Raw genomic sequence first — 24560 nt, 5'->3', positions numbered from 1 at the left:
GGGGGATGCGGCGGCGGAGGTTGTGGAGGTTGAACGTCGACGCAGTGCCCGTGGGGCTCGGAATCGGTTGGCGCTCGGAGATATCCGGCATCGTCTCGGAACTGCCGGGGCTGGCGTTCTGCGAGGTCATCGCCGAATCGATCGGTGAGCAGGCACCCGATCGCCTCGTCGCATTGGGAGTTCCCGTCGTCGCGCACGGAATCTCGTTGTCGTTGGGCGGTGCGGAGCCGGTGGAGCAGCACCGTATCGACCGACTGGCACGAGTCGCCTCGATGCTCGGATCCCCACTGGTGAGCGAGCACATCGCCTTCGTCCGCGCCGACGGCATCGAGGCCGGTCATCTGCTTCCGGTGCCGCGCACCCACGAAGCCCTGACGGCGCTCGCGCGAAACATCGCACGAACGCAGGATGGTGTGCCGGTTCCGCTGGCGGTGGAAAACATTGCAGCCCTGTTCGATTGGCCGGAAGACCAGTTGACCGAGAGTGAGTTCCTGGCAGAACTCGTCGAGCGGACCGGCGTGAGCCTGGTGCTCGACATCGCCAACGTGTACGCGAACGCACTCAATCGGGGCCGCGACCCGTGGACCGAACTCGAACGCCTGCCGCTGGATCGAATTGCTTACTGCCACATCGCCGGTGGCACGGTCCGCGGCGGCATCTATCACGACACCCACACTGAGCCGGTGCCCGACGAAGTCCTCGAACTACTACGAACCTTTGCGACGGCTGGGCATCGCACGCCCCTGATGCTCGAACGCGACGGTCACTATCCACCCGAGGCCGAGCTTCTCGCAGAACTGGATTCGATCGCGGATGCCGCGGGACTCGATCGCATCACCGGGGTACGGACGTCCGGGTACACGAGGTGAACGACGACCTGGCTCGCCGTCAAGAAGAGTTGGTGCGCGCTCTCGTGGCAGGTGGGCCACTGCCCGCCGAATTCGATTCTGCGACAGTGGACACTGTCCGAGCGGCTTTGCTGAACAAGCGAGCGGCCGAGATCGCGGCACGCTATCCGGCACTGCCCTCGGCGTTGGGCGACCGATACGAAATGCTGTTCCGCCGATGGGCGTCGAGCCGCCCCAAGGTGTCGACGGCCGAGGATGCCGAGGCCTTCTACCGAGCCATGGAACAGGAAGGGGAACTCGCCGCCACACATCCGGGACGGGTCGGGCAGCGAATGCCATACATGGCCGACGCACCCAACCCGCTCGCGCGCTTTCGCAGTCCGCTGCGCAGCACGTGGTTGACGTCGGTGTTCGGCGCGGTGCTGCTCGTTGCGCTGCCGATCGTGATTCTGACGGGCCTGCTGTCCTACAGTGCCTACGGGCCGCAATTCGGCCAAGCCAGACCAGGTGCCGTCGGGTGGTTGCGTTTACCGTTCTTCGACTGGCCGACGAACCCGGCCTGGCTGTACCAGCTGACGCAGGGCCTGCACGTCGGGTTGGGCCTGATCATCGTCCCGCTCGTCATCGCCAAGCTCTGGTCGGTGATGCCCAAGCTCGTCGAACTGCCACCGGTCCGGTCGCCCGCACATGCACTCGAACGACTGTCGCTGCTGGCACTCGTCGGTGGCCTGCTGTTCGAGATCGTCACCGGCGTGCTGAACATCCAGTACGACTACGTGTTCGGCTTCGATTTCTACGCCGCTCACTACTTCGGTGCCTGGGTTTTCATCTCCGGATTCCTGGTGCACCTCGGTCTCAAAGTGCCGCTGATGTGGCGGACCCTTCGATCGGAATCGTTGATGGACGTCCTGCGCGCCCGCAACGAAGCGCCGAGCCGGCCACACGAAACCATGAGCCGACGAGGTGCGATCGGATTGGTCGCCGCCGGAATGGGATTCGTAGCCGTGTTGACGGTGGGGCAAACCGTCGGAGGCGTCCTACGCAAGGCAGCAATTCTGCTTCCGCGGGGGCGTTCGTACGGCGACGGGCCCAACGACTTTCAAATCAACCGCACCGCCGAGGCGGCCGGTGTCACCGAAGAACAGACGGGCGCAGACTGGACTCTGTCCGTCGAGAGCGCTTCGGAGAACTCGGAACCCGTGGTTCTCTCCCGCGGCAGGCTGCTGTCCATGACTCAGCACACCGCCGAACTTCCCATCGCCTGTGTCGAAGGATGGTCGACCACGCAGAGTTGGACGGGAGTTCCGTTGGCCGAACTCGCAGCATTGGCAGGGGTACCCGCACCCAGGTCCGCGGAAATCATCTCGATAGAACAGGGTGGCCCATTCGGTCGTGCTGTGCTGCAGGGCAATCAAGCGCTCCATCCCGATTCGCTGTTGGCATTGAAAGTCAACGGCGTCGATCTCTCGCTCGATCACGGCTACCCGGCACGTGTCATCGTTCCCGCGCTTCCCGGTGTGCACAACACCAAGTGGGTGGCGCGCATCGTGTTCCGTTCGTGACTTTGCAAAACCACCCGGATAGTCGAGAATCTTTCATCGGTGGCCCGCGGGGCTGCCGACGAAGGATTACTCCTTCGTCTGGACGAGTCCAAAAGGTCATGCCACGATGCACGCACTATCTCGAGGCCTTCTCGCCGCGGGTGCAGCCCTCACGCTGATGCTCGCCGCGGGCTGTTCGTCGTCCGACGCCGGCACTGCCGTTGCCGCAGACACCACCGCCTCCAGCAGTTCCGCAGCCCCCACCACCACCGACAACGTGTCCGGCCAGGAAGGCATCGACGCCGGTGGCTCCACCGACATCGACGTCGAGATCGGCCAGTGCGTCAAGCTCGGTGGCACGATGACTGCCGCCGAGATCGACAACGCCGAGTGCGGCAGCATGGAGTCCAACTACAAGGTCATCGCCAAAGCCGAAGAGAACGAGCAGTGCCCCACCGACGTCAACCAGACGTATTACGAGACTCTGAACGGTGTCGAGCAGGGTGCATTGTGCCTCGACGTCGACTGGGTGATCGACGGCTGCATGAGCGTGCCGAGTACCGGAATGGACGAGCCCGCCCGAGTCGATTGCGCAGACCCCAGCGCGACGAGCGTGGAGAAGGTCACCGAGATCAAGACCGGAACCGCCGACCCCAACGACTGCCCCGAAGGCGGATTCGCCTACGAAGCACGGCAATTCGTCGTCTGCACCACAACGATGTCCTAGCCTGGATTCGCCGTCATCATCTGCGTGACGTAGTGATAGTCCAGGTGGCCGTGGCTGTCGATAGCCGCATGGACCGCTCGGAGCACTTCCTGCCGACGTGTGTCGGTGAGAATCTGGTGACTCGAGTACGTCGCGGCCATGGCGCAGAATTCGTCCGCGGTGTAACGCTGAACCCACTCGTAGGTCGACGTGGACCATGGGCCGAAGCCGGCCGCGCGGGGTACCGCGGTCTCGGATTGCACGCCGAGAGAGTGCGCCAACAGCGGTGCGGCTTCCGGCTCGGTGGCGATGTACGCAGCCCGCACCGACTCCCACACCGGCCCGTCAAGCTGACCGGGCATGTTCCACCACAGCCGAAGTGATCCCCCGGGGACCAATGCACGAGCCGCCACCGCGGCTCCTCGATCGGGATCGACCCAGTGCCACGCCTGAGCGGCCACGACGACATCGAACGATGAGCGCGCGCCGACGTAGTCCTCGAACCGGGTGACCTGAACATCGACGTCCATGTTCTCGGTTCGGTGTCGGATCACCTCGGCCATAGCTGAATCCGGCTCGACCGCAACCACAGAAGCGCCGCGTTCAGCCAACGCAACGGTGGCTTTGCCGGTGCCGGCTCCCGCTTCCAACACGCGGGTCGCACCGCCGGCAAGAACATCCGTGTACAGCGCCGCCGGGTATCCAGGACGAGCGCGGTCGTACTCCTCGGCGACTCGGCCGAAGGTCAAACCGCGGGGTCGTTCCGGCTCGTCCGTCACGTTAGCCAGAGTACCGATTATTCGGGACTACCGATGTTCGGCCGCTTCCAGCTGCGATCGGAGAGTGGACTCGGTGTGCCGAATTGCCTGCCCGACGACGGGCTCCACGACGGCCCCGAGAACCTTTCCGGCGATGCCCCCGGGCAGGCTGTAACGGAAGATGACGTCGAGACGGGTCCGGCCCTCATCCAGGTCCGTGAACGACCAGGTCGAGGAGTTGGACAGGCCTTCGACCGATTCGAGCGTGAGTCGCTCGTTCTCGACCCATTCGGTGACGCGCACGATCGAATTCAACGACTTGGGGCCAATCTGCATGGTTGCGTCGTACGTCGCCCCGAGACCGGAGGTGGTCTCACTCCTCGGCTCGAACCGCGTGATCCCGAACATCCACCGCGGGACGTTTCGATAGTCGTCGAGGTAGGCGAACGCCACATCGCGGGGTGTCGACGCGACCGCCGAATGGTTTATCTCACGCATTCCACCGACACTAATACACGCGACGGCGTGTTACACATAGATTGGCGTCGGCCTCTACCGGCGGACGTAGCCCGCCTGCTTGTCCACCACATTGACCAGGGACTCGTTCCGCCGATACCTATCGAGATTGTCCTCGAACAGCGTCCACAGCCGATCGGCGAAGTCGTCGGCGTCACCGGCCAGATGCGCCGTCAGAATCACGTTGTCCATCTCCCACAGCGGACTCGACGCCGGAAGTGGCTCGACCTCGAAGACATCCAACACGGCCCATCCGATCGCCCCGGAATCCAACGCCTCACACAAGGCCTGTTCGTCGACAACGGGCCCACGGGCGATGTTGACCAGCCCCGCGTCGTGACGCATCGCCCCGAGGACCTCTGCATTCACGAGCCCCCGGGTCTTCTCGGTCAGCGGCGCGGACAGCACCACCACGTCGTATTCACCTGCGTAGGCGGGTAACTCGTCCACCGAACGAATTCTCCCGAACTCCGCGTCTCCCGGCCGCTCGGATGTGCCGGCCGCGTCGACACGCATACCGAGTGCCCCGAGAACGCGACCGATGGCGCGGCCGATCGAACCCGGACCGACGACCAGCACTCTCCGATTGTGGATTCCACTGGTGAGGCGATGCTCCCAGACCCGTTCACGTTGTCGCCGAAGCGCTTCGGGCAGCTTCTTCATCGACGCCAGAACGCCCGCAGCGACGTATTCGGCAATTGCACGGTCGAGAATGCCGCCGGAGTTGGTCAGCACCCAGGGAGTTTCCCGCAGAACCGGATCCAGAACCCGATCGACCCCAGCGCTCGACACATGAATCCATCGGAGCTTGTCGGCGTGCGGCCACACGTTGCGCAGGTCGACCGTCTCGAACGTGCGAAACAGCAGAACCTCCGCCCACGACACAGCGTCGACGAGTTCGGTGATCGCGCAGCTCCGGAGCTGAACTCCATCGATCGACGGGAAGGCTTTTCGGTCCGAATCACTCTCGACCACAAGCACGTTCACCACAGGACTCGTCACCTCCGTACGATGGCAGGGTGCTCACCGTAGAACTCGCGTCTGCCGCCGACACAGCAACGATACTCGACCTCCGGCACGCCGCCGAGGACTGGTTGGCCGCCCGCAGCATCGATCAGTGGGCACCGCGCGAGGTACCTCTGTCGACTGTTGCGGCCCAGATAGACGCAGGGGAGTTCTACATCGCTCGACGTCACGCCGGTGGCCCGATCGTCGGAGCCCTGCGACTGATTTGGGCCGATCCTGCCGTCTGGCCGGAGCCAGACGACGACGCAGGCTATGTGCACGGATTGGTGATCGACAGAAGCGAAGCCGGAACGGGACTGGGCACCTCGTTGCTCGAGTGGGCGACGCAGCGGACCCGACAGGAAGGGCGAGGGCTGCTACGGCTGGACTGCGCCGAAACCAACACCGCTCTTCGCAACTACTACCTTCGGCAGGGTTTCCAGTACGTCGGCCGTCGCGACTTCGACGGTGGCAGTTCGTGGTTCAGCGTGGCGCTGTTCGAGAAGCCGACCTGCTTGTAGCGTGTCCCCCATGGGCGAGAACCGAGATCGGATGCTGCGCGGCGAACTCTACCGAGACGGCGATCCTGACCTGGTGGCCTCTCGGGTGTCGTGTGGAAAGTTGCTCGACAGATTCAACGCGACCGAGGCAGACCAGGACGAAGCAAGACGTGAACTGCTCGGCGAGCTACTCGGTTCCATCGGATCAGACTCGTGGATCATGCCGCGCTTCCAATGCGACTACGGCACATACATTTCCATCGGGTCCAACAGCTTTCTGAACTACGACGCCATTCTGTTGGACTGCGCGCCCATCACCATCGGGAACGACGTCTCGACCGGTCCACGTGCGCAACTACTGACTGCGCTGCATCCCATGGAGGACCACGATGCTCGTCGATCTCGTTGGGAGAGCGCCCTTCCCATCACTATCGGAGACAATGTCTGGCTCGGCGGAGGCGTTATCGTCTGTCCCGGAGTCACGATCGGAGAGAACTCGGTGATCGGAGCCGGAAGTGTCGTCACCCGCGACGTACCGCCGCATACGTTCGCTGCAGGCAACCCGTGTCGGGCGATCCGCGCACTACCGTGAGATCACCGAGTTCAGGATTCTGTCGGAGTCACGAACCAGCGTGCCGACTGCCATCCGCGCGCCCCACCACATCCCCAGCCAGCCGATCGCTGCGGCCACCAGGATGGACAGATACGCCCACGCTCCCGGAAGGAGCAGTGCGAGAAGCAGTGCGGGCACGACCGACACGGCCAGGACCACTATCCCGAGGATGAGGAAGACGAATGCATTTCCGGTGAACGACCCCCGTGTGTTCATCGAGAACGACTTCGTAGCTTCGGGCACCGGGTAGGCACCGCGTACGGAGTTCACGGCGGTCAGACCGGCGCTGACTCCGAGCATCGAGATCGTCACGGCGACAGGGATCTCCCATCGGTCGAGCCCGAGATCTCCAAACACTCGAACCACCACGACCGGCACGATCGCGAAGGGGGTCGCGACCAGCAACCAGGCGATCTGCCGACCACGGATGTCGTCGGGGAGAGCCTGCGGAATCATCACCAGGTGCCACATCGAACCGCCGTCGAGACCGTACGAATTCGATCCCGCACCCATCGCCATGAAGATCGCGATCCAGGCGCCCCAGGCTGCGCTGAACGGAATCGAGTCGGTCACCAGCGGGCCGATGCCGGCCAGCACTGCGAAAATCAGCACCGACAGCAGCTGACTCCGACGACGCATGTCACCGCGCCACAGAGACAGCTCTCGCGTCACTACCGCCCCGACGCGCGTTGCCCGCCACCCTGTTGCACCGTCGCGCCCCTTCTCTGCCGTCTGCTTACGGGTTGATCCCGACGACGTCGAGACACGTCCCTCGAAGTGGCGTAGAACCAGTCGCTGCCAGGCCCACACCAGTGCGACGTCCAGCAGCAGCAATCCCACCACCGCGCCGATCGCCAACAGCCACTTGCCCTCCAGCACAGCATCGACGCCGGTGATGCCCCAGCCGAAGGGAATCGAATGGGCCAGTGTGAGCGGCCACGTCACCTCACCCGACAGCACACGATCGAGATTCTGCGTGATGGGGAACTGCAGGAAGTACAGGCCTCCGAAGACAGCGCCGAACGCCAGCAACGCGAATTCGCGGCTGCGGCGACTCTTGAGTAGTTGCGACATGGCCAGCGTCACCACCCGTGACAACGTCACGAAGAACACCACCGTCGCGGGCCAGGCCACGAGCGCCAGAGGTACTGCGGCAGCCGACCGCGACAGAGCGTAGATCGGAATGGACGCCGTCGCGACGATCGTCAGCGGAACCACCATGCCGATCACCGACGTGGTCAGCAGCGCACGGGCCAGTCGCGCAGGATCGACGGACAGCAATTGGAAGTGGCGGGGCTGGATGTTGTCGTCGGAGATACCCGACAGCACCGGGAAGAGCACCCAACTCAGGCCCGTCAGGGTCAGTCCGAGGCTTGCGGTGCCGCCCACCAATACCTGCGACGCGCCGGTTCGGGCCGCCATCACGCATGCGAGAACCGCGAGGGCCAGCCCCAGCAACCCGAACACGGTCTTGACCACTGCTTGTCCGCCCTTGAACTGCCTGCGGTAGAGCGTGATTCGCATCTGCAGGACGGTGCGACCGACCGACTTCACGAGCGCATCCAGGACAAGCCGTCCGGGTTCTGGTCTCGGGATCCGACGAGGCGCACGAAGGCGTCGTCGAGGGTGCCACCGGCGCGGACGTCGTCGACCGTTCCCGCCGCCACGACTCGACCACCGGTGATGACACCGACGTGGGAGCACAGCCGTTCCACGAGGGCCATGACATGACTGGACAGGATCACCGAGCCACCGGAGCGAACGAACTGAATCAGGATGTTGCGGATCGTCGTGGACGAGATGGGATCGACGGCTTCGAAGGGCTCGTCCAACACCAAGAGGCGAGGCCCGTGCAACAGCGCCGACGCCAGTCCGATCTTCTTGGTCATTCCGGCGGAATAGTCGGCGATGACGGTTCCGCCGGCATCGGCGAGACCCAACGCGTTCAGTAGCTCGTCGCGACGTTGCGCGATGACGTCCTCCGGCATCGCGCGCAGTCGACCGATATAGGTCAGGAGCTCGTGGCCGGTGAACTGGGAAGGCAATGTCAGTCCGTCGGGTAGCACGCCGAGCAGCTCCTTCGCCGCGATCGGATCGGCCCAGACGTCACGCCCGAAAACGAGGCTTCGGCCGTACTGCGGTCTGAGCAGCCCGACCGCCATGGACAGACATGTCGTCTTACCAGCACCGTTGGGGCCGACCAACCCGAACATCGACCCGGGCGGAACCATCAATGACAGGTCGTCGACCGCAATCTTCGGGCCGAAGGCCATGCACATGTGCTCGAGCAGCAAAGCGGGAGGATTCGTTTGCACGGGTAACAGACTAACCGGTATGGGCGTTTTCGTCATGCGCTACGAACCGACTGCACCGGTACCATCTGGGCATGAATCGCACCGCAGTGGTCACCGGAGCTTCGTCGGGCATCGGAAGGGCCGTCGCGTCGGCGCTGGTTGCCCGCGGCTACCGAGTTATCGGCACTTCTCGGAATCCGGATTCGATGACCTCCGATCAACGGGCAGCAGGCGTCGAGTATCGAGCTCTGGACCTGACCGACACCACGTCGATCGGCGCATTCGTTGCCGAGCTGGGCGCCGTCGACGTTCTGGTCAACAACGCGGGCGAGAGCCAGTCCGGGCCCTTCGAGGAACTGCCGACCGACGCCATCGAGCGATTGTTCCAATTGAACGTGTTCGGCGCAGTGACGCTGTCGCAGAACGTCATTCCCGGCATGCGTGAGCGCGGGTACGGCCGCATCGTCATGGTCGGGTCGATGCTGGCGAGCTTTCCGCTCGCCTACCGCTCCTCGTACGCGTCGACGAAAGCAGCCATCAAGGGCTTCTCCGACGCAGCGCGGCTGGAACTCTCTCCGTTCGGCGTGTGGATGACCACCGTGGAGCCGGGATCGATCAACACCGGAATCAGCGAACGCCGCACCAAGTACATCGCAGCGGATTCGGTCCACCGTGACGACTTCCACACAGCGATCTCGTCACTGGACCGTAAGGAGGGAACCGGAATCTCCGCCGAGGACGTCGCCGAAGTAGTACTGAAGGCCATCGAGGCCGACAAGCCGAAACCCCTGTACGCCAGGGGAAGCAACGCACCGGTCGTGTTTCTGGCGCGACGGTTGCTGCCGGCGACATTCATGGAGAAGACGATTGCGAAGATGTTCGGGTTGAAGAGATAGTTTGAACCCCTGACCTGGTGGAATACAGCCGGGTGATAGAAACTCTGGGCCTGGTCCTGGCGGCGACGGGTCTGATCGTCGCCGCCCAGGTGATCTCGAAGAAGACGGCGCTGCCCGCGGCAGCGTTGTTGACCTTGGCCGGCCTGGCCGTCTCGGCGTCGGCGTTGCCCGACATCGTTCTCGACCCCGAAGTCGTGCTTACTCTGGTGATTCCGCCGCTGCTCTACAGCGCCGCGCTTAACTCCTCGCTGATCGCGATCCGCCGCAACGTCTGGACGATCCTGAGTCTGTCGGTCGCCCTCGTGGTGGCGACCGCTGCCCTCGTGGGCGTCGGCATGTGGTTGCTCGTTCCGGGCATCACCCTGGCCGCCGGTATGGCGCTCGGTGCCGCTGTTGCGCCGCCGGACCCGGTCGCCGCCCTTGCGGTGGGTCGTCGCGCCGGTATCCCACCGAAACTCGTCACCCTCATCGAAGGTGAGGGACTGCTGAACGACGCGACGGCGCTGACGATGCTGACCGTCGCGATCGCCGCAATATCCAGTCAGGACATGACCTTCGTCCACGCGGGTGGGTTGTTCGTGTTGGCTGCGGCCGGCGGAATCGTCGTCGGATTGGTCGTCGCCCTGCTGATTCGCCTCGTACAGCGCTACGTTCACGATTCGCTGCTGCTCAACATCGTGTCGCTGGCGACGCCGTTCGTGGCGTACCTGGCGGCAGAGGAAGTTCACGCCTCGGGTGTTCTCGCCGTGGTCGTCGCGGCTCTGGTGATCGGGCACCACACCCGCCACGCCATCTCCGGGGCCAGCCGACTGCAGACCAGCGCTGTGTGGCGACTGATCGATCTGCTGCTGGAGGGATTCGTTTTTCTGCTCATCGGTGAGCAGTTGCCCACCGTGGTCGGCGGTGTCTCGGCCTACTCGGGAACGACCATCGCTCTCGCGGTCACGGTCACTCTGGTCGGCGTGCTCCTGCTGCGCCCGCTGTGGTTGCTCACGACCGGGCTGTCCCCACGCGAGGCGGTGGTGATGAGCTGGGCCGGCACCCGCGGCGTCATCACCGTCGCCGCGGTGTTCACGCTCCCTCTGACGATCGACTCGGGCGAGCCTTTCGAGAGCCGAGACCTGTTGCTGTTCTGCGCATTTCTCGTCGTGCTGGTGACGGTCGTTGGACAGGGCCTCACGTTCGCTCCACTGGTCCGCAAGCTGAACGTCGTCGCGGACCCCGCCGCAGAGGCGCGTCTGCGAAACGAAGCACGTGAGGGATCGGCCAAAGCTGCACTGTCACAGCTCGATCGCATCGCCGACGAAGAGAACCTCGACGACGAGGGCCGGGAGATCCTGCGGAGCGAGCTCGAGCATCGCATCGACCGCTACCACCGTCGACTCGATCATCTCGACGAGACGGACGTCGGCGACGCGGTCATCTCACCGGAACAGATTGCTGCGATGAGTACGCGCCGCCGAATCCTCGATGTGGAGCGAGAAGAGTTGCTCTGCTGGCGCGATGCCGGCCGGCTACCGGACAACAGCATGCGCAGCCTCGAACACGAACTCGACCACGAGGAGCATTCGTTCCGCCCACACCGAGAGACCGATTAACCGGCGATCGCGGCGTGCATCTCCCAGACGATCACTTCGGCGCCACTGGCAGTGCTCAGTTTCTGACCGCCACCTCCGCTGACGCGCACGGCGTCGCCCTGCGCGAGGGGTCCGACTCCCTCGAGCATCGCCTCACCCTCGGCCACGAAGATGTGCACGAACGGTGCATCGGGAATCTCCACCGGAGCCTGCCCGGGCTGTAGGCGCGCCACGTGCATGGCGGCGTACTTGTTCTTGATGCGAATGGCGGCGTGATCGGCATGGTCGGGCATGCCGGATGCGACGGGAACCATTCCACCGCTGAGCAATTCGTTGTCGATCTCGAGCTGTTCGTAGCCCGGGGTGATGCCCTGCTCGTCGGGCACGACCCACATCTGGACGAAGCGAACAGGATCGCCGTGCTTGCCCGAGTACGAGCCGGCAGTATCGCCGAGTCGCCACGAATCGTTCTTCTCGGAGTGCAGAATTCCGGTGCCCGCACTCATGCGCTGTGCGAGGCCGGGGTAGATGACTCCGGAGTGGCCCATCGAATCCTGGTGCACCAGCGATCCCTGCAGAACCCAGGTGATGATCTCCATGTCGCGGTGCGGGTGGGTATCGAATCCCATTCCCGGGGTGACGATGTCGTCGTTGTTGACCATGAGCACGCCGTGGTGGGTGTTACCGCGATCGAAGTGGTTGCCGAACGAGAAGGAATGCTTGGAGTCCAGCCAGCCGATCTTGGTCTTGAATCGGTCGTCGGCGCGGCGGAGGTCGAGTGTGGTTGCTGCAGAGGTCATGTCATTGCCTCGAATCTCGAAAGTAGGTGTGTTCTCAGAGAACGTGCGAGCCGTACATTTCACCGAGCGGATCGGCGATCAGTTCGAGCCGTGCACCGTCGGGGTCGCGGAAGTAGAGCGAGACCTCGCTGTGCTCGATCAATTCGATTCCCGCGTCGATCAGCTTGGTGCGCAGGTGCTCCCAGCGGGTGGGCTCGACACTGATGGCCACGTGATGCAGACCGCCCAGCACCTCCGCGTACGGGCCGACGTCGAGTCCGGGGAAGTCGAAGAAGGCCAGCAGGTTGCTGTTGCCGATGTCGAAGAAGAAGTGCGACGAACCCGGGTAGTCACGGTTCTCGATGAGCTCGGTCAGAGGGAACTCGAGCAGGTCTTGATAGAACCGCACGGTCGCCTCGACATCGCTGCTGACCAATGCCGTGTGATGAAGTCCGCGGGCAGACGATGCCGGACGCTCGCCTGCAGGCTTCATGTACTGCTGACGAATGCGATCCCGCTGTTCGGCGTGCTCCTGCGCGCGGCGTGTCTCGTCTGCAGTCAGTTCGTTGGTCTCGGTCATCGCTTCGGCCTCCGGTCAGGTAGTTGCTTCGTCAACTACCGAGAACAGTACACCGGTTAGTTGCGTTGTCAACTAGCATGGGGGCATGGACTCACCACGGTGGCTCGATGCCGACGAACAGCAGGCCTGGCGCGCATACCTCGATGCGACGCGGCTGCTGCTTCGCGACCTCGACAATCAACTCACACGCGACTCCGGGATCTCCTTCACCGACTTCGAGCTGCTGGTCGTACTGTCCGAGGCACCCGACCGTCGCCGACGAATGAGCGAACTGGCCGACGCCGTCACCACGACTCGTAGCGGCGTCACCAGAGCCATCAGCCGACTCGTCGACAACGGCTGGGTCACACGCGTCAAATGCGACGACGACAAGCGAGGAATGTCCGCCGAACTCACCGAAGCAGGCATGAACACCCTCGCCGCCGCCAGCCCGGGACACGTCGAAGCAGTACGAGGGAAAATGTTCGACCTGGTTGACCCGAACGATCTCGCGGCTCTGACCCGAACTTTCACGGCGATGCGGAATCACGCATCGTGACGGTGACTCACATACCCGGTACGCAACGCCATCACTGGTGGAACGAGTGGCTCGACTCGAAGCAGTCGTTTCCCGCCACCGGCAATTACGACCTGGCGGCCAATGCGCACGGGCTACTGATGGTGCACAACGAGGACACGGTGTTTCCCGGCGAAGGGTTCGACTCCCATCAGCACGAGAACATGGAGATCGTCACGTGGGTGCTGGAAGGGACGCTGAAACATACTGACTCCGAGGGTAATTCGGGGTTGATCTACCCCGGCCTCGTTCAACGCATGAGTGCCGGAACCGGAATCCGGCACACCGAGACCAATGCGTCGAGCCGGACCAGCCGCGAAAAGCTGCGCGTGGTGCAGATGTGGATCCCACCCGACACCGATGGAACCGATCCCTCGTACGAAGAGCTGGAAGTGCAGGACCAGCTGGCGAGCGGCGAGCTGGTTCCGGTGGCATCCGGCATGTCGGGGCGCGGCGGCGTTCGGATCGGCAACCGCTACGCGACGCTGCATGCCGCCCGACTCGCACCGGGGGAGTCCGTCACCGTCCCTGACGCGCCGTACGGTCACGTCTTCGTCGCCGACGGTTCCGCAGTGTTCGAGACCGTCGGAGACGTTGCCCAAGGCGACGCGGTCCGACTCACCGCCACCGGAGGTCACCGTGTGACAGCATCGACGGCGAGCGAGATCTTGATCTGGGAAATGCACGCCGGCTTCGCCTGACCGAGTTCTTCTGACACAGGGAGATTCACCATGCCAACCGTTGTCACCGACGATGCCGTCTCCCTGAACTATCTCGACGAAGGCACCGGCCCGGCCGTGGTTCTCCTCGCCGGCTTCTGCGCACCGGCGACCACCTGGATGTTGCAGCAGAAAGCGTTGGTGCGAGCCGGATACCGTGTTCTGGCCCTCAATCGACGGGGTCACGGCACCTCCGATGCACCGACACACGGAGCGTCGATGGAGCGGCACGGACGCGATATCGCGAATTTCCTCTCGGAGGTGGGCGTCGACGAAGCCGTCTTGATCGGAGGTTCCATGGGGGCCAACACCATCTGGTCTTACGTCTCGCAGTTCGGCACCGACCGCGTTCGAGCCATCGTGTCGGTGGATCAGACACCGAAGATGGCGAACAGCGACGATTGGTCGAACGGCTTCTACGGTCTGACCGACAGCAATCGAACGTCGTTCTTCGACAGCGGAATACCCGACACGGGCCACGGCCGACCGCAGTGGAAGTCGGTGCCTGCACTACTGAAACTCGCGTTTGCATTGCGCGCGATGCCGAAGATGGCATCACCCGACACGGCCCCGATGAAGGCGCTACTGGCCGATCATGCGGCGCAGGACTGGCGCGCAACCATGTCCGGTACCGATAGGCCGTACCTCATGATCGCCGGACGCGACAGCCAGTTCTGGCCTGCTGCACATGCTTCCGAGTCCGCGAAGCTCAATTCGGGTGGTCGATCTGTGGTCTTGGAGAACTGCGGTCACGCTGCCAACATGGACCGGCCGAACGAGTTCAATGCGGCGATGCTGGAATTCCTCGACTCGATCGACTGAGGTTACGACTGCTCGCGCCCATCCAGAGCCTCGGCACACGTAACAAGGTTGCGGTGCAGCACTTCTCGCTCGCTCTTCGACAGCGACGCAATCATGGCGTGTTCCACCGCAGCGACAGCGGCCGACGCTTGCCGCAGGCGCTCCCTGCCCAGGGTCGTCACGTACAGACGCTGGTCTCGACCTACCCCCTCGATCTCCACCAGACCGCCGCGTGTGAGCCCGGCCAGCAGTTGATGGGTTGCCTGCCTGCTGACGAATACCGCGCGCGCGAGTTCGGCGTTGGACAGTCCCGGTTTGTGCGCGAGGAGTTCGAGGCTCGAGTACTGCGAGACGGTGATACCGAGATCGCGTAGGCACTCGTCCATCGCCGAACGCAGGGCGGACGTGGCCCGCTTGAGGGCGTAACCGATCGAGGTGTCGACATCCACTTGACTCATGTCAACATCTTGACATACATTCATCTCGTCAAGAACTTGACGAACTACCGAAAGGACACGACATGACCGTTGCAACCGTTTCCGGACCGAGCTTCCTCTCCCTCCAGGTACGCGACCTCGCCGTCAGTGCAGACTTCTACGAATCGCAGCTGGGCCTCGTCCGGGCACCCCAGGCACCACCCGGCGCAGTGGTGTTCACCACCTCACCGATACCGTTCGCTGTCCGAAACCCCGCTCCCGAAACGGATCTCGACAGTGGTCAGCCAGGACTCGGAGTTGCCCTCTGGCTGGTGTGCGACGACGCCGAAGCGCTCCACGAAAATCTCGTCGCCGCCGGCGTCACGATCGTGACCGCCCCCTTCGACGGCCCCTTCGGAAAGACCTTCGTCCTACGTGACCCCGACGGATACGCCGTCACCGTGCACAGCAGTTAGCCCCGAAGTCATCGACAAATGTGGGACCCTGAGCGCGGATGCCACCTCCGACGCGTAGGGAACACGACCATCATCGAGCGCCTGAAGAACCGCCTCATCGAGTCGGCGAACGCACCTCGAAAAGCCGCGAAACCGCCCGGGCCAATCCTGCTGGTATTTACCACGATCGCCGCCGTCACGTGGGCATGCGTGTCCAGGAACTGGTGGCCTCGCCCTACGGACAGTTCGCCTGGTTCGATCCGCTCCTCGCCGGCGCGTCATCGATCCTGGTGCTGCTGATCGTCGGGCTCATCTGGGCAATTCGCACCCTCCACGTCGTCGGCCAGGATCGAAGATGGTCGTGGTGGATAGCGCCGGCTCCGGTGGTGGTGGGCTTGGCAGCGGCTGTTCTGGTACTGCTGCCACCGGACAATATGCTGGACCATCGCGACGAATTCGAGGCCGTTGCGCGAGAATTGAGTGCACAGCCCTCGAATAGCCGCGAACACATCGAGATTGGCCCGTTCGACATCAGCTCGGCACGCGCCACATCTGGTGGCGAGGTCTACTTCGCCGAAGACAGCGGCTTCTCCCTCATGAGCGCCTCGGGCTGGGCGTATGCACCAGGTGGGCCGCCCGCGGGATTCGACGACTTCACCGCCACGCACCTGGACGGTCCCTGGTACGAATTCTCGGCCATCTGGCGGGACTGATACCCCAACCGCGGATCCGAAAGAACTATTGCGAAATATTTCTTTCGGGTTATGGTTGTTGCATGAGCCCACCACCTCCCGGTAGGACGCCGCGCAAGCTGACAGACATGTCCGAGCTGAAAGCGCTGACGCATCCCATCCGGTTACGTCTGCTCTATGCACTCCGCGCCAACAAGTCGATGACGGCGACCCAGCTCGGCGATCTCGTGGACGAGTCACCCGCCTCGGTGAGCTATCACCTGCGCAAACTCGCCGAGCACGGGTTCGTAAAGGAGGTAGAGAACGGCTCGGACAAGCGCCAACGTTGGTGGTCGGAGGCCAATGAGGAGGGCTTCAGCTGGTCCGAGAACGACTTCTCCGACTCGCCCGAGTCACTGTCGGTTGCCAAGGCGTCCAAGGACTCCTGGTTGGCGCACCAGTGGTCTCGGCTGCGTGATTTCGACCGGACTTCCGAGTCGTGGGGGCATGAGTGGGTATCGGCGGCCTTCAGCTCCGACGACGTCCTGCGGCTCACCGCCGAGGAGACGAAGGAGATGGGCACGGAGATGCGCGCCGTCATCGACAAATGGCGTCGACGCGGCGAGAACGCGACCTCGGGGGAGCGTGAACACGTGATGGTGCTGATGCATGGATTCCCCACTACACCTTAGGAGTTGGCATGTATCCGTTCGATCCGCACACGTACCTCTTCTTGGCCGAGCAAGATCGCGATCGGCATGTGCTTCTGGCTGAGCGGCGCAGACTCGCTGCTGCGCAGAAGCGCCTCCGCCGAGATGAACTCCGCGTTCAGAAGGCGTGGGACGAGTTGACCGCATCGCTCGCCGATGTCTCCCTTTCCGAGCGACGGGTCCTCGAGCTGGCTCGTCGGTGACGAAAGCTGTTCAAAGCAGTCGCTTTTCCAACCACACCTCGGCGTACGGCTCGGCGTTGAATGCCGGCACCTCCCGATAGCCGAGCTTGGAGTACAGGCCCCGGGCCTCGACGAGGTCCGCTCGCGTATCCAATCGCATTGTCGTACGGCGCGATTGGCGGACCGAACCTTCGACGAACTCGACGACCGACGACCCGACGCCGTTTCCACGGGCGCGCGCGTCGACGAAGACCCGAGTCAGTTCTGCGATGTCGTCGGAGACGAAACGAGCACCACCGCAACCGACCAGCGTCGAGCCCAGGTATGCGACAACGAACAGGCCCGAATCACCCACGAGATCGTCACTCGGCTCGTCGACCATGACTCGTCGTACTTCCTCGTCCGACGCCTCGCGGCCGTAGAGGCGTCCGACGATATCGACGTTGTAGCGAAACAGGATGTCGAGCGCCGGCTCCGAGGAGGGATGAACGACAGCGAACGTCGCCGATACAGGCACTACTTCGCGGCGGCCCGTCTGGCGAGCACCTTCGAGATCCCGAGCTGCGCAACAACGATGATGCAGCCGACGATCGCACCGATGACTGCCGACGCGAGAGTGTTGACGATCCACGCCAGCACTCCGCCGACACCCGCGACCCCACGCACCGCATCCTCACCGTGGTGCACCAGCTCGTAGATGGGGTGGAAACCGAGCTCGTCGATGCCCACGAGAAGGATGTGCCCACCGACCCACAGCATGGCTGCGGTGCCGACGACCGATAGCACTGCCATCACCTTCGGCATGCCCTTGACCAGTCCGCGGCCGAACTTCTCGACGAACCCGGACGAGCCCTCGGCCAGCTTCAGACCGATGTCGTCCATTTTGACGATGAGTGCGACGACGCCGTAGACGACGATGGTGATGACCACCGCGACTACCGCCAAGATGATGAGGCGACTCCAGAAGCCCTCGCTCGCAATGGTGTCGAGAGCGATGACCATGATCTCGGCGGAGAGAATCAGGTCGGTCCGAACGGCACCCGACACCACGCTGTCCTCGTCCCGCGGCTCGTCCTCTGCCTCGGCGTGATGATCGCCGTGGCCGAACAGCGCTCCCCAGATCTTGTGCGCTGCCTCGTAGCTGAGGTAGCAGCCACCGAGCATCAGAATGGGCGTCAGAAGCCATGGGAGGAACTGACTGAGCAGCAGGGCGATCGGCAGAATGATCAGCAGCTTGTTCCGAAGCGAGCCGACGGCGATGCGCTTGATGATGGGCAGTTCACGTTCGGCCGCGAGACCGCGAACGTACTGCGGGGTCACCGCTGCGTCGTCGATCACGACACCGGCGGCCTTGGCCGTCGCTTTGCCGGTAGCCGCACCGACATCGTCGATGGATGCCGCGGCCAAACGAGCCAGCGCTGCCACGTCGTCGAGCAGAGCTACGAGTCCGCCTGCCATCACAGACCTCCGAGTGAAGACGATTGCACTGTGAGACTCCTAGGCTACGAACCGACGTCGGATCAGGTGAACCCTACCGCCCCGGCCGTCAGCGTGAAGCTCGGAGTAAAGCGTCGGTCAACGGCCGGCATGTTCGCGGCGGAACGCTTCGAGCACCAGTTTCAGTACCCCAGGTGCCGCGGCCTCGATGTGAGCCGATCGGAGTTTGTTGAACTTGCGTCCCGACTGCTCGTACTGCTCGATGATTCCCGAGTTTCTGAGTATCGAGAAATGGTATGACGCCGAAGACTTTGCCAGGTCTTCGTATAGCTGCCCACACGCCATATCGACTTTCGAGTCTGCCAATCGACGCACCATGTCGAGCCGAGTCTCGTCGGACAGCGCATGAAGTATCGCCGACACGGACATGTCGCTCATCCAGACCTCCGGGTTCGAACTTTCCGAACTCGATGATACCGTCACGCGTACTGGTTCGAATAATTCGAACCTGCCGATCCGAAGGGGACTGCCGATGCGCATAGGACTGGTCGGAGCAAATATCGAACACGGGTGGGCGTTCCGTGCGCACGTTCCCGCAATAGAATTTCTGCGCACTGTTCTCGGCACGGATATTTCGATCAGTGCGGTGAGTACGTCACGCACCGAATCTGCGCATGCAGCCGCGGCCGCCACCGGAGCCGAACCATTTACCTCGGCCAGCGCATTGGCCAGGTTCGAGGCTGTCGACCTTGTCGTAGTGACAGTCAAAGTGCAGGCACACTCCGAGTTGGTCAGCGCAGCGCAGGCTGCCGGAAAACACGTGCTCTGCGAATGGCCACTCGGCCTCGACGCGGCCGAGGCCCATTCGATGAGTGTTCGAGCGACTTCACAGCACCGTGGCTTCGTCGGCCTTCAATCACGGTTCGACCCCTCTGCGATCGCGCTTCGCGAGATGATCGCGGCCGGAGAACTGGGTGACATTCAGGCCGTGAACGCGCGATCGTCACGAGCCAAAGGAGCCGAGACCATATCTGCGCAGTCCGCGTACACGCTCGATCGCACCAGCGCCGCCGGCACGAGGGAGGTACACACTGGCCACGTACTCGACCTCCTCGATCAGGTACTCGGCGGGATCGCCGTTACCGGTGGAACGTCGAGAATTCACAGGCGCGACTATCGCGTGGCGGGACAAGCCCTGCCTGTGGCTGCGACTGCGCCGGATACCGTCCGGGTCCAATTCGACGCGGGTGGAGCGCTCGGTTCCGCACTGATTTGGGACGGGGACGACAACGCGCAGACAGTCATCGACATACAGGGATCACGCGGTCGGGCTTCCCTGTTCACCCTTCCAGTACCGACGCCGATCATGCGTCAGGTCCAGATGGCACCGCTCGCGGCGACATTCCACCCGAACGGACAACCCGAACCCCTCACGTTGCCGTCCTCCATGCCCACAATCCATCTTCCCGGCAATCCAGCAGCAACCAATATCGCATCGCAATATCTGGCGATCATCGACGACCTGGCAGACGGGGGAAGTCGGACTGCAACATTTGCCGACGCACATCGCATTCATGGGTACATCGAGCACATCAGCGAGGAGCCCGGGATCTGACTTCTGACGACCCAGCTTGATGTATGGTCTCCTATACGTACAGTGAACTATACGTAGAACGGGAGTTGCTCATGACACTCAGATGGTTGTCGGTCGGCGCCGTCGGTCTCGCTACCGCCTCGGCGACGGCATTGCTGGCCTGGCTGGTCTCACCCGTCGCCCCAGGGGTCGCGGCGGTGGTGTTCGGGTTCACCGCACTCCCGTTCGGTGCAATGCTGGGCTGGATACTGTTCGTCGCACCGGTCACCGCCGACCAGACCTACACCTCGGGCGACAGCGTCGAAAGCCATTGGACGACATCCGCGTCCAGCGGTACGGCCACCGATCTGGTGACCGTGCTGGGTCTGACTCTTGCGGTGGTGTCCATCGCCCGCGTCGATCCCCCGGCCACGCTGCTGCTGACGGGCTTGCTGCTGGCGGCATTCGCATCGTTCACCGCGCGGTACGCGTTCGCGCGCTACCGGGCCCTGTCCGAGTGAAGAACGATGTTCGACGGCGCCGCACCGAGAAGCGGTGGTCTCAGAGCGAATTGGCCGAGCGAATCGACGTCACCCGACTGACGATCATCTCCATCGAGAAGGAGCGGTTCGACCCGAGCCTGCCTGTCGCCTTCCGCCTTGCCGCAGCATTCGACTGCACGATCGAGGAGTTGTTCGAGCCGGATACGAATTGACCGGACCTCACGTCACCAGGTCTTCGCTCTTCAACCACTCGTAGGCGACATCGGATGGGTCTTCGCCCTCGATGTCGACCCGCCCGTTCAACTCCTGCATCAGGTCGTCGGTCAATCGCTCGGATACGACGGCCAAAAGATCGGCGATCTCGGGATGCTGTTCGAGCACCGCGTCGCGCACCACCGCGGTCCCGCTGTAAGGCAGGAAGAAGGCCCTGTCATCCTGCAACACAGTCAGATTCAAGTTCTTGATTCTGCCGTCGGTGGTGTAGACCATGCCGAAGTTGCACGGTGAGCTGTCGGCGGTCGAGGTGTAGACGACACCCGCATCCATCCGCGTGACGTTGCCCGACGGTACGCCGTCGGGTGCGTTCAGTCCGATGCCGTAGGTGTCGAGCATCGGGCCGAAACCGTCCGAGCGAGAGAAGAACTCGTCGTCGACGCAGAACGTCCTGTCGGCCACGGGGAGCTTCGCTACATCCGACAAAGATGCGACACCCAGACGCTGTGCCGTCTCGGCCGAGGCGGCGAACGCATACGTGTCGTTGAAATTCGCGGGCGGTAGCCAATCGAGGTTGTGCTCACTCTTCTCGATGTCGCGGACGCGCTCCCACAGCTCCTGCGGATCACTGATCGTCTCGGTCTGGCTGTGGTAGTTGACCCACCCGGTACCGGTGTATTCCCAGAGGATGTCTGCGTCACCGTTGAGCTGTGCCTGTCTCGACGACGCCGACCCCGGTGCTCCGGTCAGGTCGGTGACTTTCGCGCCGGCAGCGGCAAGGTATGTGGCCGTGATCTTTCCGAGCAATACGCCCTCGGTGAAGCTCTTGCTCGTCACCACCAGCGATGCGCCGTCCAACGGGGTCGCACCGTCCGGAAGTGACGTGCTCTCGAACGTTCCCGACGAGCTGACCAACCCGCAACCGGCGAGTGCTGCCGTCAGCGCGAGAGCGGTTGCTGCCGTGGACAGTCGGCGAATCATGCCACTCCTCGTGGGGTCGCGATCAGTTCGACCACACGGCCGAGCCAGTCGATGATCAGTGCGAGCAGCGCGACGAGAACGGCACCGGAGATGAGTAACTTCGGTAGGAACAGCGTGGTACCCGTGGTGATGAGCGTGCCGAGGCTGGACGCCCCGATGAAGGTGCTCAGTGTCGCGGTGCCGACGAGAATGACCAACGCGGTACGTACGCCGTTCAGGATCACAGGCACCGCGAGCGGCAACTCCACCTGCACCAGCGTGCGGAGGCCGGAGAACCCGATTCCCCGGGCCGCTTCGATGGTCCGCTGATCGACCTGTTGGATTCCGACGATCGTATTCTGCAGAATCGGCAGTATCGCGTAGACCACCAATCCGATGACGGCGGTGCGGAACCCGGTTCCGAGCCACATCGTCAGCAACACGATCAGACCCACCGCCGGAGCGGCCTGGCCGATGTTGGCGAAGTTGACGGCCACCGGTCGGAAATTCTTCGCCCTGTCGCGAGTGAGCAGGATGCCCAACGGAATTGCGATGGCGACGACGATCACGGTCGCGGTCAACGTCAACACGATGTGGTCGACGATCGTCGTCTTCAAATTGTCCCAGCCCAGTGATGCCTGCTCGGTAGTCGTCAGCGTCGTGGAGCGGTACCACAGGATGTAACCGACCCCGAGCACGACGATGAGGAGCGGCTCGAACCACACGTCCAACGGTGCGCGACGAAGTCGATTCATGTTGCTGCGCCCTCGGTATGGGCCGAATACGAGACGTGACCGTCACCGGAGCGAGCATCCGAGAGTTGACCACGAATCACGGCCATCACGGTCGCGATCGTCAGTGCGCCAGTAACGGCACCGCGGCCGTCGGTGACGAGTACGCCGCCCTGACTGGCGGCAAGCATCGTGTCCAGTGCGTCGTTGAGCGTGGATGACGGTGCGACGGTGGGCAATCGGTCGTCGACGTAATCGGTGATGCGTTCCTTGGTGGCGACTTCGTCGAGCGACGGCCAGGCGCGAGGCCGACCGTGTTCGTTGATGACGACGATCCAGGTGGCACCCTGAGCCCGCGCACGAGCGATGACCTCCTGCGACGCATCGCCCACCTCGGCGGTGACGACTGGGTCGTGGTCGACGTCCTTGACGCGGGACAGCGTCAAATGTGCCAGCGTGGCACCGGATCCGATGAACTCCTCGACGAACGGGCTCGCAGGCTTGGCCAAGATCTCTTCCGGCGTCGCGTACTGCTCGATGTGGCCGCCCTCGGACAGAATCAATACCTTGTCGCCGAGCTTCGTCGCTTCCTCGAAATCGTGGGTGACGATGACGATGGTCTTCGCCAGCTCGTGCTGGATGGCGATGAGGCTGTCCTGCAGCCGAACCCTGGTGATCGGGTCGACGGCACCGAACGGTTCGTCCATCAGCAACACCGGTGGATCGGCGGCGAGCGCTCGCGCCACACCCACTCGCTGTTGCTGTCCTCCCGACATGTCCTTGGGGAGACGATCGCGGAAGTCGGCGACGTCGAGTCCCACCAGATCCAGCAGGTAATCGGTTCGCTCGTCGATCTTCTTTGCCTCCCAGCCCAGTACCCGGGGAATGGCTCCGATGTTCTTGGCGACCGACCAGTGTGGAAACAGGCCACCGGACTGGATGACGTAGCCGATCGACTGCCGCAGCTTGTCCGGATCCTCGCCGGTGACGTCGCGGTCTCCAATGAAGATTCGGCCCTCTGTCGGTTCGATCAGACGGTTGATCATCTTGAGAGTGGTCGTCTTACCGCAACCCGACGGACCGACAAACGCGACGATGTGGCCGGCCTCGATATCGAGATCGATCTTCTGCACCGCCGCCTTGTTCTGGCCCTTGTACTGCTTGACCACACCGTCGAGGCGAATCGAGGCGCCGGTGACCGTTCGCTCGCCGGTTGTGTTGTCCGTCATGACAATCCCTTCGAGATGGTGAGGCGCCCGAGAAGGACGAGCAGGCCGTCGAACACCAGGGCGATGACGACGATGAGCACTGTGCCGGTCACTGCCATCTCGACGGAATTGGTCCCGCCCAGTCTCGACAGGCCATTGAAGATGAGCGACCCGAGGCCCGGCCCGAGTACGTACGCGACGATGGCCGCGACGCCGACAACCATCTGAGTCGAGACGCGGATTCCGGTGAGAATGACCGGCCATGCCATGGGCAGCGAGACGGAGACGAGGATGCGGCTGCGCGAGAACCCGATTCCTTTCGCCGACTCGATCACGGTGTCGGGAACTCCACGCAGTCCGACGATGGCGTTGCCGATCACGGGCATGGCGGCGAATAACGCGAGCATGATGAACGAGGGCACCACACCCAAGCCGAACGGGACGATGAGCAGCGCGAGCAACGCCAGAGACGGAATCGTCAGCGCTACTCGACTGGTCGTCAGCGTCAGTGCCGAGAAGAGAGGCAGACGATGGACTGCGATCGCGATGAGCACGGCCACGACCGTGCCCACCAGAACCGTCTGAAACGCCAGCGACGCATGTTGATAGGTCAGAAACGCGAGGGATTCACCCCGCCCCTGCAAATAGCCCCATAGATCCACGAATTCCCTCTCGCCCGGCAGATCGGACGACGAGCGTAACCCGCATTTCCCCGGGGCGTCGGGGAAATGCGGGTTCGCCAAAGGCCGTGCAGCAGAGCGATACGCGGGTTCATCTGCGCGAATACGCCCTTGCCGAGCGCCCGCACGGAC

General features: G+C 63.3%; 32 protein-coding genes. 17 read left to right on the top strand and 15 right to left on the bottom strand.

Annotated features, from left to right (window positions below; all coding sequences use genetic code 11):
• Positions 1–5: 5 nt before the first annotated feature.
• From J1M81_RS17645 to J1M81_RS17635, 3 genes are all read left to right on the top strand, one after another.
• On the top strand, positions 6–869 hold the full coding sequence (locus J1M81_RS17645; RefSeq protein ID WP_052061625.1) for a DUF692 domain-containing protein: 864 nt from the start codon (positions 6–8) through the stop codon (positions 867–869).
• Between the two features lie 311 nt (positions 870–1180).
• On the top strand, positions 1181–2410 hold the full coding sequence (locus J1M81_RS17640; protein ID WP_052061640.1) for a molybdopterin-dependent oxidoreductase: 1230 nt from the start codon (positions 1181–1183) through the stop codon (positions 2408–2410).
• A gap of 106 nt (positions 2411–2516) precedes the next feature.
• Positions 2517–3116, top strand: coding sequence for a hypothetical protein (locus J1M81_RS17635; RefSeq protein WP_032373468.1), 600 nt, complete (start codon positions 2517–2519; stop codon positions 3114–3116).
• On the opposite strand, the gene J1M81_RS17630 is transcribed toward J1M81_RS17635, so the two are convergent.
• From J1M81_RS17630 to J1M81_RS26870, 3 genes are read right to left on the bottom strand one after another with little or no spacing between them, the layout of a single operon-like run.
• A complete protein-coding gene (locus J1M81_RS17630; RefSeq protein WP_052061624.1) occupies positions 3113–3874 on the bottom strand; it encodes a class I SAM-dependent methyltransferase in 762 nt (253 codons plus the stop codon). The two genes, J1M81_RS17635 and J1M81_RS17630, sit on opposite strands and share 4 nt — an antisense overlap.
• Before the next feature lie 27 nt (positions 3875–3901).
• Positions 3902–4351 (bottom strand): SRPBCC family protein, encoded by a 450-nt coding sequence (locus J1M81_RS17625; protein WP_032373467.1) that lies wholly within the window; start codon positions 4349–4351, stop codon positions 3902–3904.
• 54 nt (positions 4352–4405) lie between these two features.
• On the bottom strand, positions 4406–5371 hold the full coding sequence (locus J1M81_RS26870; protein ID WP_206498486.1) for a D-2-hydroxyacid dehydrogenase: 966 nt from the start codon (positions 5369–5371) through the stop codon (positions 4406–4408).
• A gap of 17 nt (positions 5372–5388) precedes the next feature.
• On the opposite strand from J1M81_RS26870, the gene J1M81_RS17615 reads away from it, so the two are divergent.
• Positions 5389–5895 carry a GNAT family N-acetyltransferase gene (locus J1M81_RS17615; RefSeq protein WP_032373465.1) on the top strand — a complete coding sequence of 169 codons (507 nt, stop codon included), beginning with the start codon at positions 5389–5391 and terminating at the stop codon, positions 5893–5895.
• 10 nt (positions 5896–5905) lie between these two features.
• A complete protein-coding gene (locus J1M81_RS17610) occupies positions 5906–6466 on the top strand; it encodes a sugar O-acetyltransferase (protein WP_206498485.1) in 561 nt (186 codons plus the stop codon).
• Here J1M81_RS17610 and J1M81_RS17605 read toward each other — a convergent pair.
• The gene (locus J1M81_RS17605) at positions 6458–8041 is read right to left on the bottom strand and encodes an ABC transporter permease (protein WP_206498484.1); all 1584 of its coding nucleotides are present in this window, start codon (positions 8039–8041) and stop codon (positions 6458–6460) included. The genes J1M81_RS17610 and J1M81_RS17605 overlap by 9 nt on opposite strands.
• Positions 8038–8838 (bottom strand): ABC transporter ATP-binding protein, encoded by an 801-nt coding sequence (locus J1M81_RS17600; protein ID WP_052056565.1) that lies wholly within the window; start codon positions 8836–8838, stop codon positions 8038–8040. Before J1M81_RS17600 ends, J1M81_RS17605 begins: the two co-directional genes overlap by 4 nt.
• 35 nt (positions 8839–8873) lie before the next feature.
• Here J1M81_RS17600 and J1M81_RS17595 point away from each other — a divergent pair, with 35 nt between their 5' ends.
• Positions 8874–9677 carry an SDR family oxidoreductase gene (locus tag J1M81_RS17595; protein WP_032407909.1) on the top strand — a complete coding sequence of 268 codons (804 nt, stop codon included), beginning with the start codon at positions 8874–8876 and terminating at the stop codon, positions 9675–9677.
• A gap of 32 nt (positions 9678–9709) precedes the next feature.
• Positions 9710–11275, top strand: coding sequence for a Na+/H+ antiporter (locus J1M81_RS17590; protein ID WP_206498483.1), 1566 nt, complete (start codon positions 9710–9712; stop codon positions 11273–11275).
• Here J1M81_RS17590 and J1M81_RS17585 read toward each other — a convergent pair.
• Complete coding sequence (locus tag J1M81_RS17585) at positions 11272–12054, bottom strand: pirin-like bicupin family protein (RefSeq protein ID WP_206498482.1); 783 nt, start codon at positions 12052–12054, stop codon at positions 11272–11274. The genes J1M81_RS17590 and J1M81_RS17585 overlap by 4 nt on opposite strands.
• Before the next feature lie 34 nt (positions 12055–12088).
• On the bottom strand, positions 12089–12613 hold the full coding sequence (locus tag J1M81_RS17580; protein WP_027495111.1) for a VOC family protein: 525 nt from the start codon (positions 12611–12613) through the stop codon (positions 12089–12091).
• An 85-nt stretch (positions 12614–12698) separates the two neighbouring features.
• Between J1M81_RS17580 and J1M81_RS17575 the strand changes: the two genes are divergently transcribed.
• Genes J1M81_RS17575 through J1M81_RS17565 form a run of 3 tightly spaced genes read left to right on the top strand, consistent with a single transcriptional unit; the run spans position 12699 to position 14710 of the window.
• Positions 12699–13151, top strand: a complete 453-nt coding sequence (locus J1M81_RS17575) for a MarR family winged helix-turn-helix transcriptional regulator (protein WP_032382398.1) — start codon at positions 12699–12701, stop codon at positions 13149–13151.
• Complete coding sequence (locus J1M81_RS17570) at positions 13148–13870, top strand: pirin family protein (RefSeq protein ID WP_206498481.1); 723 nt, start codon at positions 13148–13150, stop codon at positions 13868–13870. The genes J1M81_RS17575 and J1M81_RS17570 overlap by 4 nt, the downstream gene beginning before the upstream one ends.
• Before the next feature lie 30 nt (positions 13871–13900).
• Positions 13901–14710: an alpha/beta fold hydrolase gene (locus tag J1M81_RS17565; RefSeq protein WP_206498480.1), complete on the top strand. Its 810-nt coding sequence runs from the start codon at positions 13901–13903 to the stop codon at positions 14708–14710.
• Positions 14711–14712: 2 nt separating this feature from the next.
• Here J1M81_RS17565 and J1M81_RS17560 read toward each other — a convergent pair whose 3' ends face one another.
• Complete coding sequence (locus J1M81_RS17560) at positions 14713–15147, bottom strand: MarR family winged helix-turn-helix transcriptional regulator (RefSeq protein ID WP_206498479.1); 435 nt, start codon at positions 15145–15147, stop codon at positions 14713–14715.
• A gap of 62 nt (positions 15148–15209) precedes the next feature.
• Between J1M81_RS17560 and J1M81_RS17555 the strand changes: the two genes are divergently transcribed.
• From J1M81_RS17555 to J1M81_RS17540, 4 genes are all read left to right on the top strand, one after another.
• Positions 15210–15581 (top strand): VOC family protein, encoded by a 372-nt coding sequence (locus J1M81_RS17555; RefSeq protein WP_032367695.1) that lies wholly within the window; start codon positions 15210–15212, stop codon positions 15579–15581.
• Between the two features lie 185 nt (positions 15582–15766).
• Positions 15767–16273, top strand: coding sequence for a DUF1109 domain-containing protein (locus J1M81_RS17550; protein WP_241258205.1), 507 nt, complete (start codon positions 15767–15769; stop codon positions 16271–16273).
• Positions 16274–16335: 62 nt separating this feature from the next.
• Positions 16336–16923 carry a transcriptional regulator gene (locus J1M81_RS17545; protein WP_241258204.1) on the top strand — a complete coding sequence of 196 codons (588 nt, stop codon included), beginning with the start codon at positions 16336–16338 and terminating at the stop codon, positions 16921–16923.
• Between the two features lie 8 nt (positions 16924–16931).
• Positions 16932–17144, top strand: coding sequence for a hypothetical protein (locus J1M81_RS17540; RefSeq protein WP_027495104.1), 213 nt, complete (start codon positions 16932–16934; stop codon positions 17142–17144).
• Positions 17145–17154: 10 nt separating this feature from the next.
• Here J1M81_RS17540 and J1M81_RS17535 read toward each other — a convergent pair whose 3' ends face one another.
• From J1M81_RS17535 to J1M81_RS17525, 3 genes are all read right to left on the bottom strand, one after another.
• Positions 17155–17640 (bottom strand): GNAT family N-acetyltransferase, encoded by a 486-nt coding sequence (locus J1M81_RS17535; protein ID WP_206498478.1) that lies wholly within the window; start codon positions 17638–17640, stop codon positions 17155–17157.
• A complete protein-coding gene (locus J1M81_RS17530; protein ID WP_206498477.1) occupies positions 17640–18581 on the bottom strand; it encodes a DUF808 domain-containing protein in 942 nt (313 codons plus the stop codon). The genes J1M81_RS17535 and J1M81_RS17530 overlap by 1 nt, the downstream gene beginning before the upstream one ends.
• Before the next feature lie 117 nt (positions 18582–18698).
• The gene (locus tag J1M81_RS17525; protein WP_052061623.1) at positions 18699–18998 is read right to left on the bottom strand and encodes a helix-turn-helix transcriptional regulator; all 300 of its coding nucleotides are present in this window, start codon (positions 18996–18998) and stop codon (positions 18699–18701) included.
• Between the two features lie 94 nt (positions 18999–19092).
• Between J1M81_RS17525 and J1M81_RS17520 the strand changes: the two genes are divergently transcribed.
• The 3 genes from J1M81_RS17520 (at position 19093) to J1M81_RS17510 (ending at position 20848) form a co-directional block, all read left to right on the top strand.
• The gene (locus tag J1M81_RS17520) at positions 19093–20175 is read left to right on the top strand and encodes a Gfo/Idh/MocA family protein (RefSeq protein WP_196251043.1); all 1083 of its coding nucleotides are present in this window, start codon (positions 19093–19095) and stop codon (positions 20173–20175) included.
• A gap of 71 nt (positions 20176–20246) precedes the next feature.
• Positions 20247–20654 carry a hypothetical protein gene (locus tag J1M81_RS17515; protein WP_230593518.1) on the top strand — a complete coding sequence of 136 codons (408 nt, stop codon included), beginning with the start codon at positions 20247–20249 and terminating at the stop codon, positions 20652–20654.
• Positions 20651–20848: a helix-turn-helix transcriptional regulator gene (locus J1M81_RS17510; protein ID WP_032373454.1), complete on the top strand. Its 198-nt coding sequence runs from the start codon at positions 20651–20653 to the stop codon at positions 20846–20848. Before J1M81_RS17515 ends, J1M81_RS17510 begins: the two co-directional genes overlap by 4 nt.
• A 7-nt stretch (positions 20849–20855) precedes the next feature.
• Here the strand turns inward: J1M81_RS17510 and J1M81_RS17505 are convergent, their stop codons facing one another.
• Genes J1M81_RS17505 through J1M81_RS17490 form a run of 4 tightly spaced genes read right to left on the bottom strand, consistent with a single transcriptional unit; the run spans position 20856 to position 24410 of the window.
• The gene (locus J1M81_RS17505; protein ID WP_032373453.1) at positions 20856–21830 is read right to left on the bottom strand and encodes a glycine betaine ABC transporter substrate-binding protein; all 975 of its coding nucleotides are present in this window, start codon (positions 21828–21830) and stop codon (positions 20856–20858) included.
• On the bottom strand, positions 21827–22564 hold the full coding sequence (locus J1M81_RS17500) for an ABC transporter permease (RefSeq protein ID WP_179274294.1): 738 nt from the start codon (positions 22562–22564) through the stop codon (positions 21827–21829). The genes J1M81_RS17505 and J1M81_RS17500 overlap by 4 nt, the downstream gene beginning before the upstream one ends.
• The gene (locus J1M81_RS17495; protein ID WP_206498476.1) at positions 22561–23769 is read right to left on the bottom strand and encodes an ATP-binding cassette domain-containing protein; all 1209 of its coding nucleotides are present in this window, start codon (positions 23767–23769) and stop codon (positions 22561–22563) included. Before J1M81_RS17495 ends, J1M81_RS17500 begins: the two co-directional genes overlap by 4 nt.
• On the bottom strand, positions 23766–24410 hold the full coding sequence (locus tag J1M81_RS17490; RefSeq protein ID WP_206498475.1) for an ABC transporter permease: 645 nt from the start codon (positions 24408–24410) through the stop codon (positions 23766–23768). The genes J1M81_RS17495 and J1M81_RS17490 overlap by 4 nt, the downstream gene beginning before the upstream one ends.
• Between the last annotated feature and the right edge of the window lie 150 nt (positions 24411–24560).

It is taken from the genome of Rhodococcus sp. KRD175 (assembly GCF_017168275.1).
In the GTDB taxonomy this organism is placed as follows: domain Bacteria; phylum Actinomycetota; class Actinomycetes; order Mycobacteriales; family Mycobacteriaceae; genus Rhodococcoides; species Rhodococcoides fascians.
This window is presented reverse-complemented; position numbering and strand designations above follow the sequence as displayed.

What these genes read in the sequence shown, in the direction of transcription:
- J1M81_RS17645 (WP_052061625.1), top strand. Translation starts at nt 6, where the DNA reads ATGCGGCGGCGGAGGTTGTGGAGGTTGAACGTCGACGCAGTGCCCGTG.
- J1M81_RS17640 (WP_052061640.1), top strand. Translation starts at nt 1,181, where the DNA reads ATGCCATACATGGCCGACGCACCCAACCCGCTCGCGCGCTTTCGCAGT.
- J1M81_RS17635 (WP_032373468.1), top strand. Translation starts at nt 2,517, where the DNA reads ATGCACGCACTATCTCGAGGCCTTCTCGCCGCGGGTGCAGCCCTCACG.
- J1M81_RS17625 (WP_032373467.1), bottom strand. Translation starts at nt 4,351, where the DNA reads ATGCGTGAGATAAACCATTCGGCGGTCGCGTCGACACCCCGCGATGTG.
- J1M81_RS17610 (WP_206498485.1), top strand. Translation starts at nt 5,906, where the DNA reads ATGGGCGAGAACCGAGATCGGATGCTGCGCGGCGAACTCTACCGAGAC.
- J1M81_RS17600 (WP_052056565.1), bottom strand. Translation starts at nt 8,838, where the DNA reads ATGACGAAAACGCCCATACCGGTTAGTCTGTTACCCGTGCAAACGAAT.
- J1M81_RS17595 (WP_032407909.1), top strand. Translation starts at nt 8,874, where the DNA reads ATGAATCGCACCGCAGTGGTCACCGGAGCTTCGTCGGGCATCGGAAGG.
- J1M81_RS17585 (WP_206498482.1), bottom strand. Translation starts at nt 12,054, where the DNA reads ATGACCTCTGCAGCAACCACACTCGACCTCCGCCGCGCCGACGACCGA.
- J1M81_RS17580 (WP_027495111.1), bottom strand. Translation starts at nt 12,613, where the DNA reads ATGACCGAGACCAACGAACTGACTGCAGACGAGACACGCCGCGCGCAG.
- J1M81_RS17575 (WP_032382398.1), top strand. Translation starts at nt 12,699, where the DNA reads ATGGACTCACCACGGTGGCTCGATGCCGACGAACAGCAGGCCTGGCGC.
- J1M81_RS17565 (WP_206498480.1), top strand. Translation starts at nt 13,901, where the DNA reads ATGCCAACCGTTGTCACCGACGATGCCGTCTCCCTGAACTATCTCGAC.
- J1M81_RS17560 (WP_206498479.1), bottom strand. Translation starts at nt 15,147, where the DNA reads ATGAGTCAAGTGGATGTCGACACCTCGATCGGTTACGCCCTCAAGCGG.
- J1M81_RS17555 (WP_032367695.1), top strand. Translation starts at nt 15,210, where the DNA reads ATGACCGTTGCAACCGTTTCCGGACCGAGCTTCCTCTCCCTCCAGGTA.
- J1M81_RS17550 (WP_241258205.1), top strand. Translation starts at nt 15,767, where the DNA reads ATGCGTGTCCAGGAACTGGTGGCCTCGCCCTACGGACAGTTCGCCTGG.
- J1M81_RS17545 (WP_241258204.1), top strand. Translation starts at nt 16,336, where the DNA reads ATGAGCCCACCACCTCCCGGTAGGACGCCGCGCAAGCTGACAGACATG.
- J1M81_RS17540 (WP_027495104.1), top strand. Translation starts at nt 16,932, where the DNA reads ATGTATCCGTTCGATCCGCACACGTACCTCTTCTTGGCCGAGCAAGAT.
- J1M81_RS17530 (WP_206498477.1), bottom strand. Translation starts at nt 18,581, where the DNA reads ATGGCAGGCGGACTCGTAGCTCTGCTCGACGACGTGGCAGCGCTGGCT.
- J1M81_RS17525 (WP_052061623.1), bottom strand. Translation starts at nt 18,998, where the DNA reads ATGAGCGACATGTCCGTGTCGGCGATACTTCATGCGCTGTCCGACGAG.
- J1M81_RS17520 (WP_196251043.1), top strand. Translation starts at nt 19,093, where the DNA reads ATGCGCATAGGACTGGTCGGAGCAAATATCGAACACGGGTGGGCGTTC.
- J1M81_RS17515 (WP_230593518.1), top strand. Translation starts at nt 20,247, where the DNA reads ATGACACTCAGATGGTTGTCGGTCGGCGCCGTCGGTCTCGCTACCGCC.
- J1M81_RS17505 (WP_032373453.1), bottom strand. Translation starts at nt 21,830, where the DNA reads ATGATTCGCCGACTGTCCACGGCAGCAACCGCTCTCGCGCTGACGGCA.
- J1M81_RS17500 (WP_179274294.1), bottom strand. Translation starts at nt 22,564, where the DNA reads ATGAATCGACTTCGTCGCGCACCGTTGGACGTGTGGTTCGAGCCGCTC.
- J1M81_RS17495 (WP_206498476.1), bottom strand. Translation starts at nt 23,769, where the DNA reads ATGACGGACAACACAACCGGCGAGCGAACGGTCACCGGCGCCTCGATT.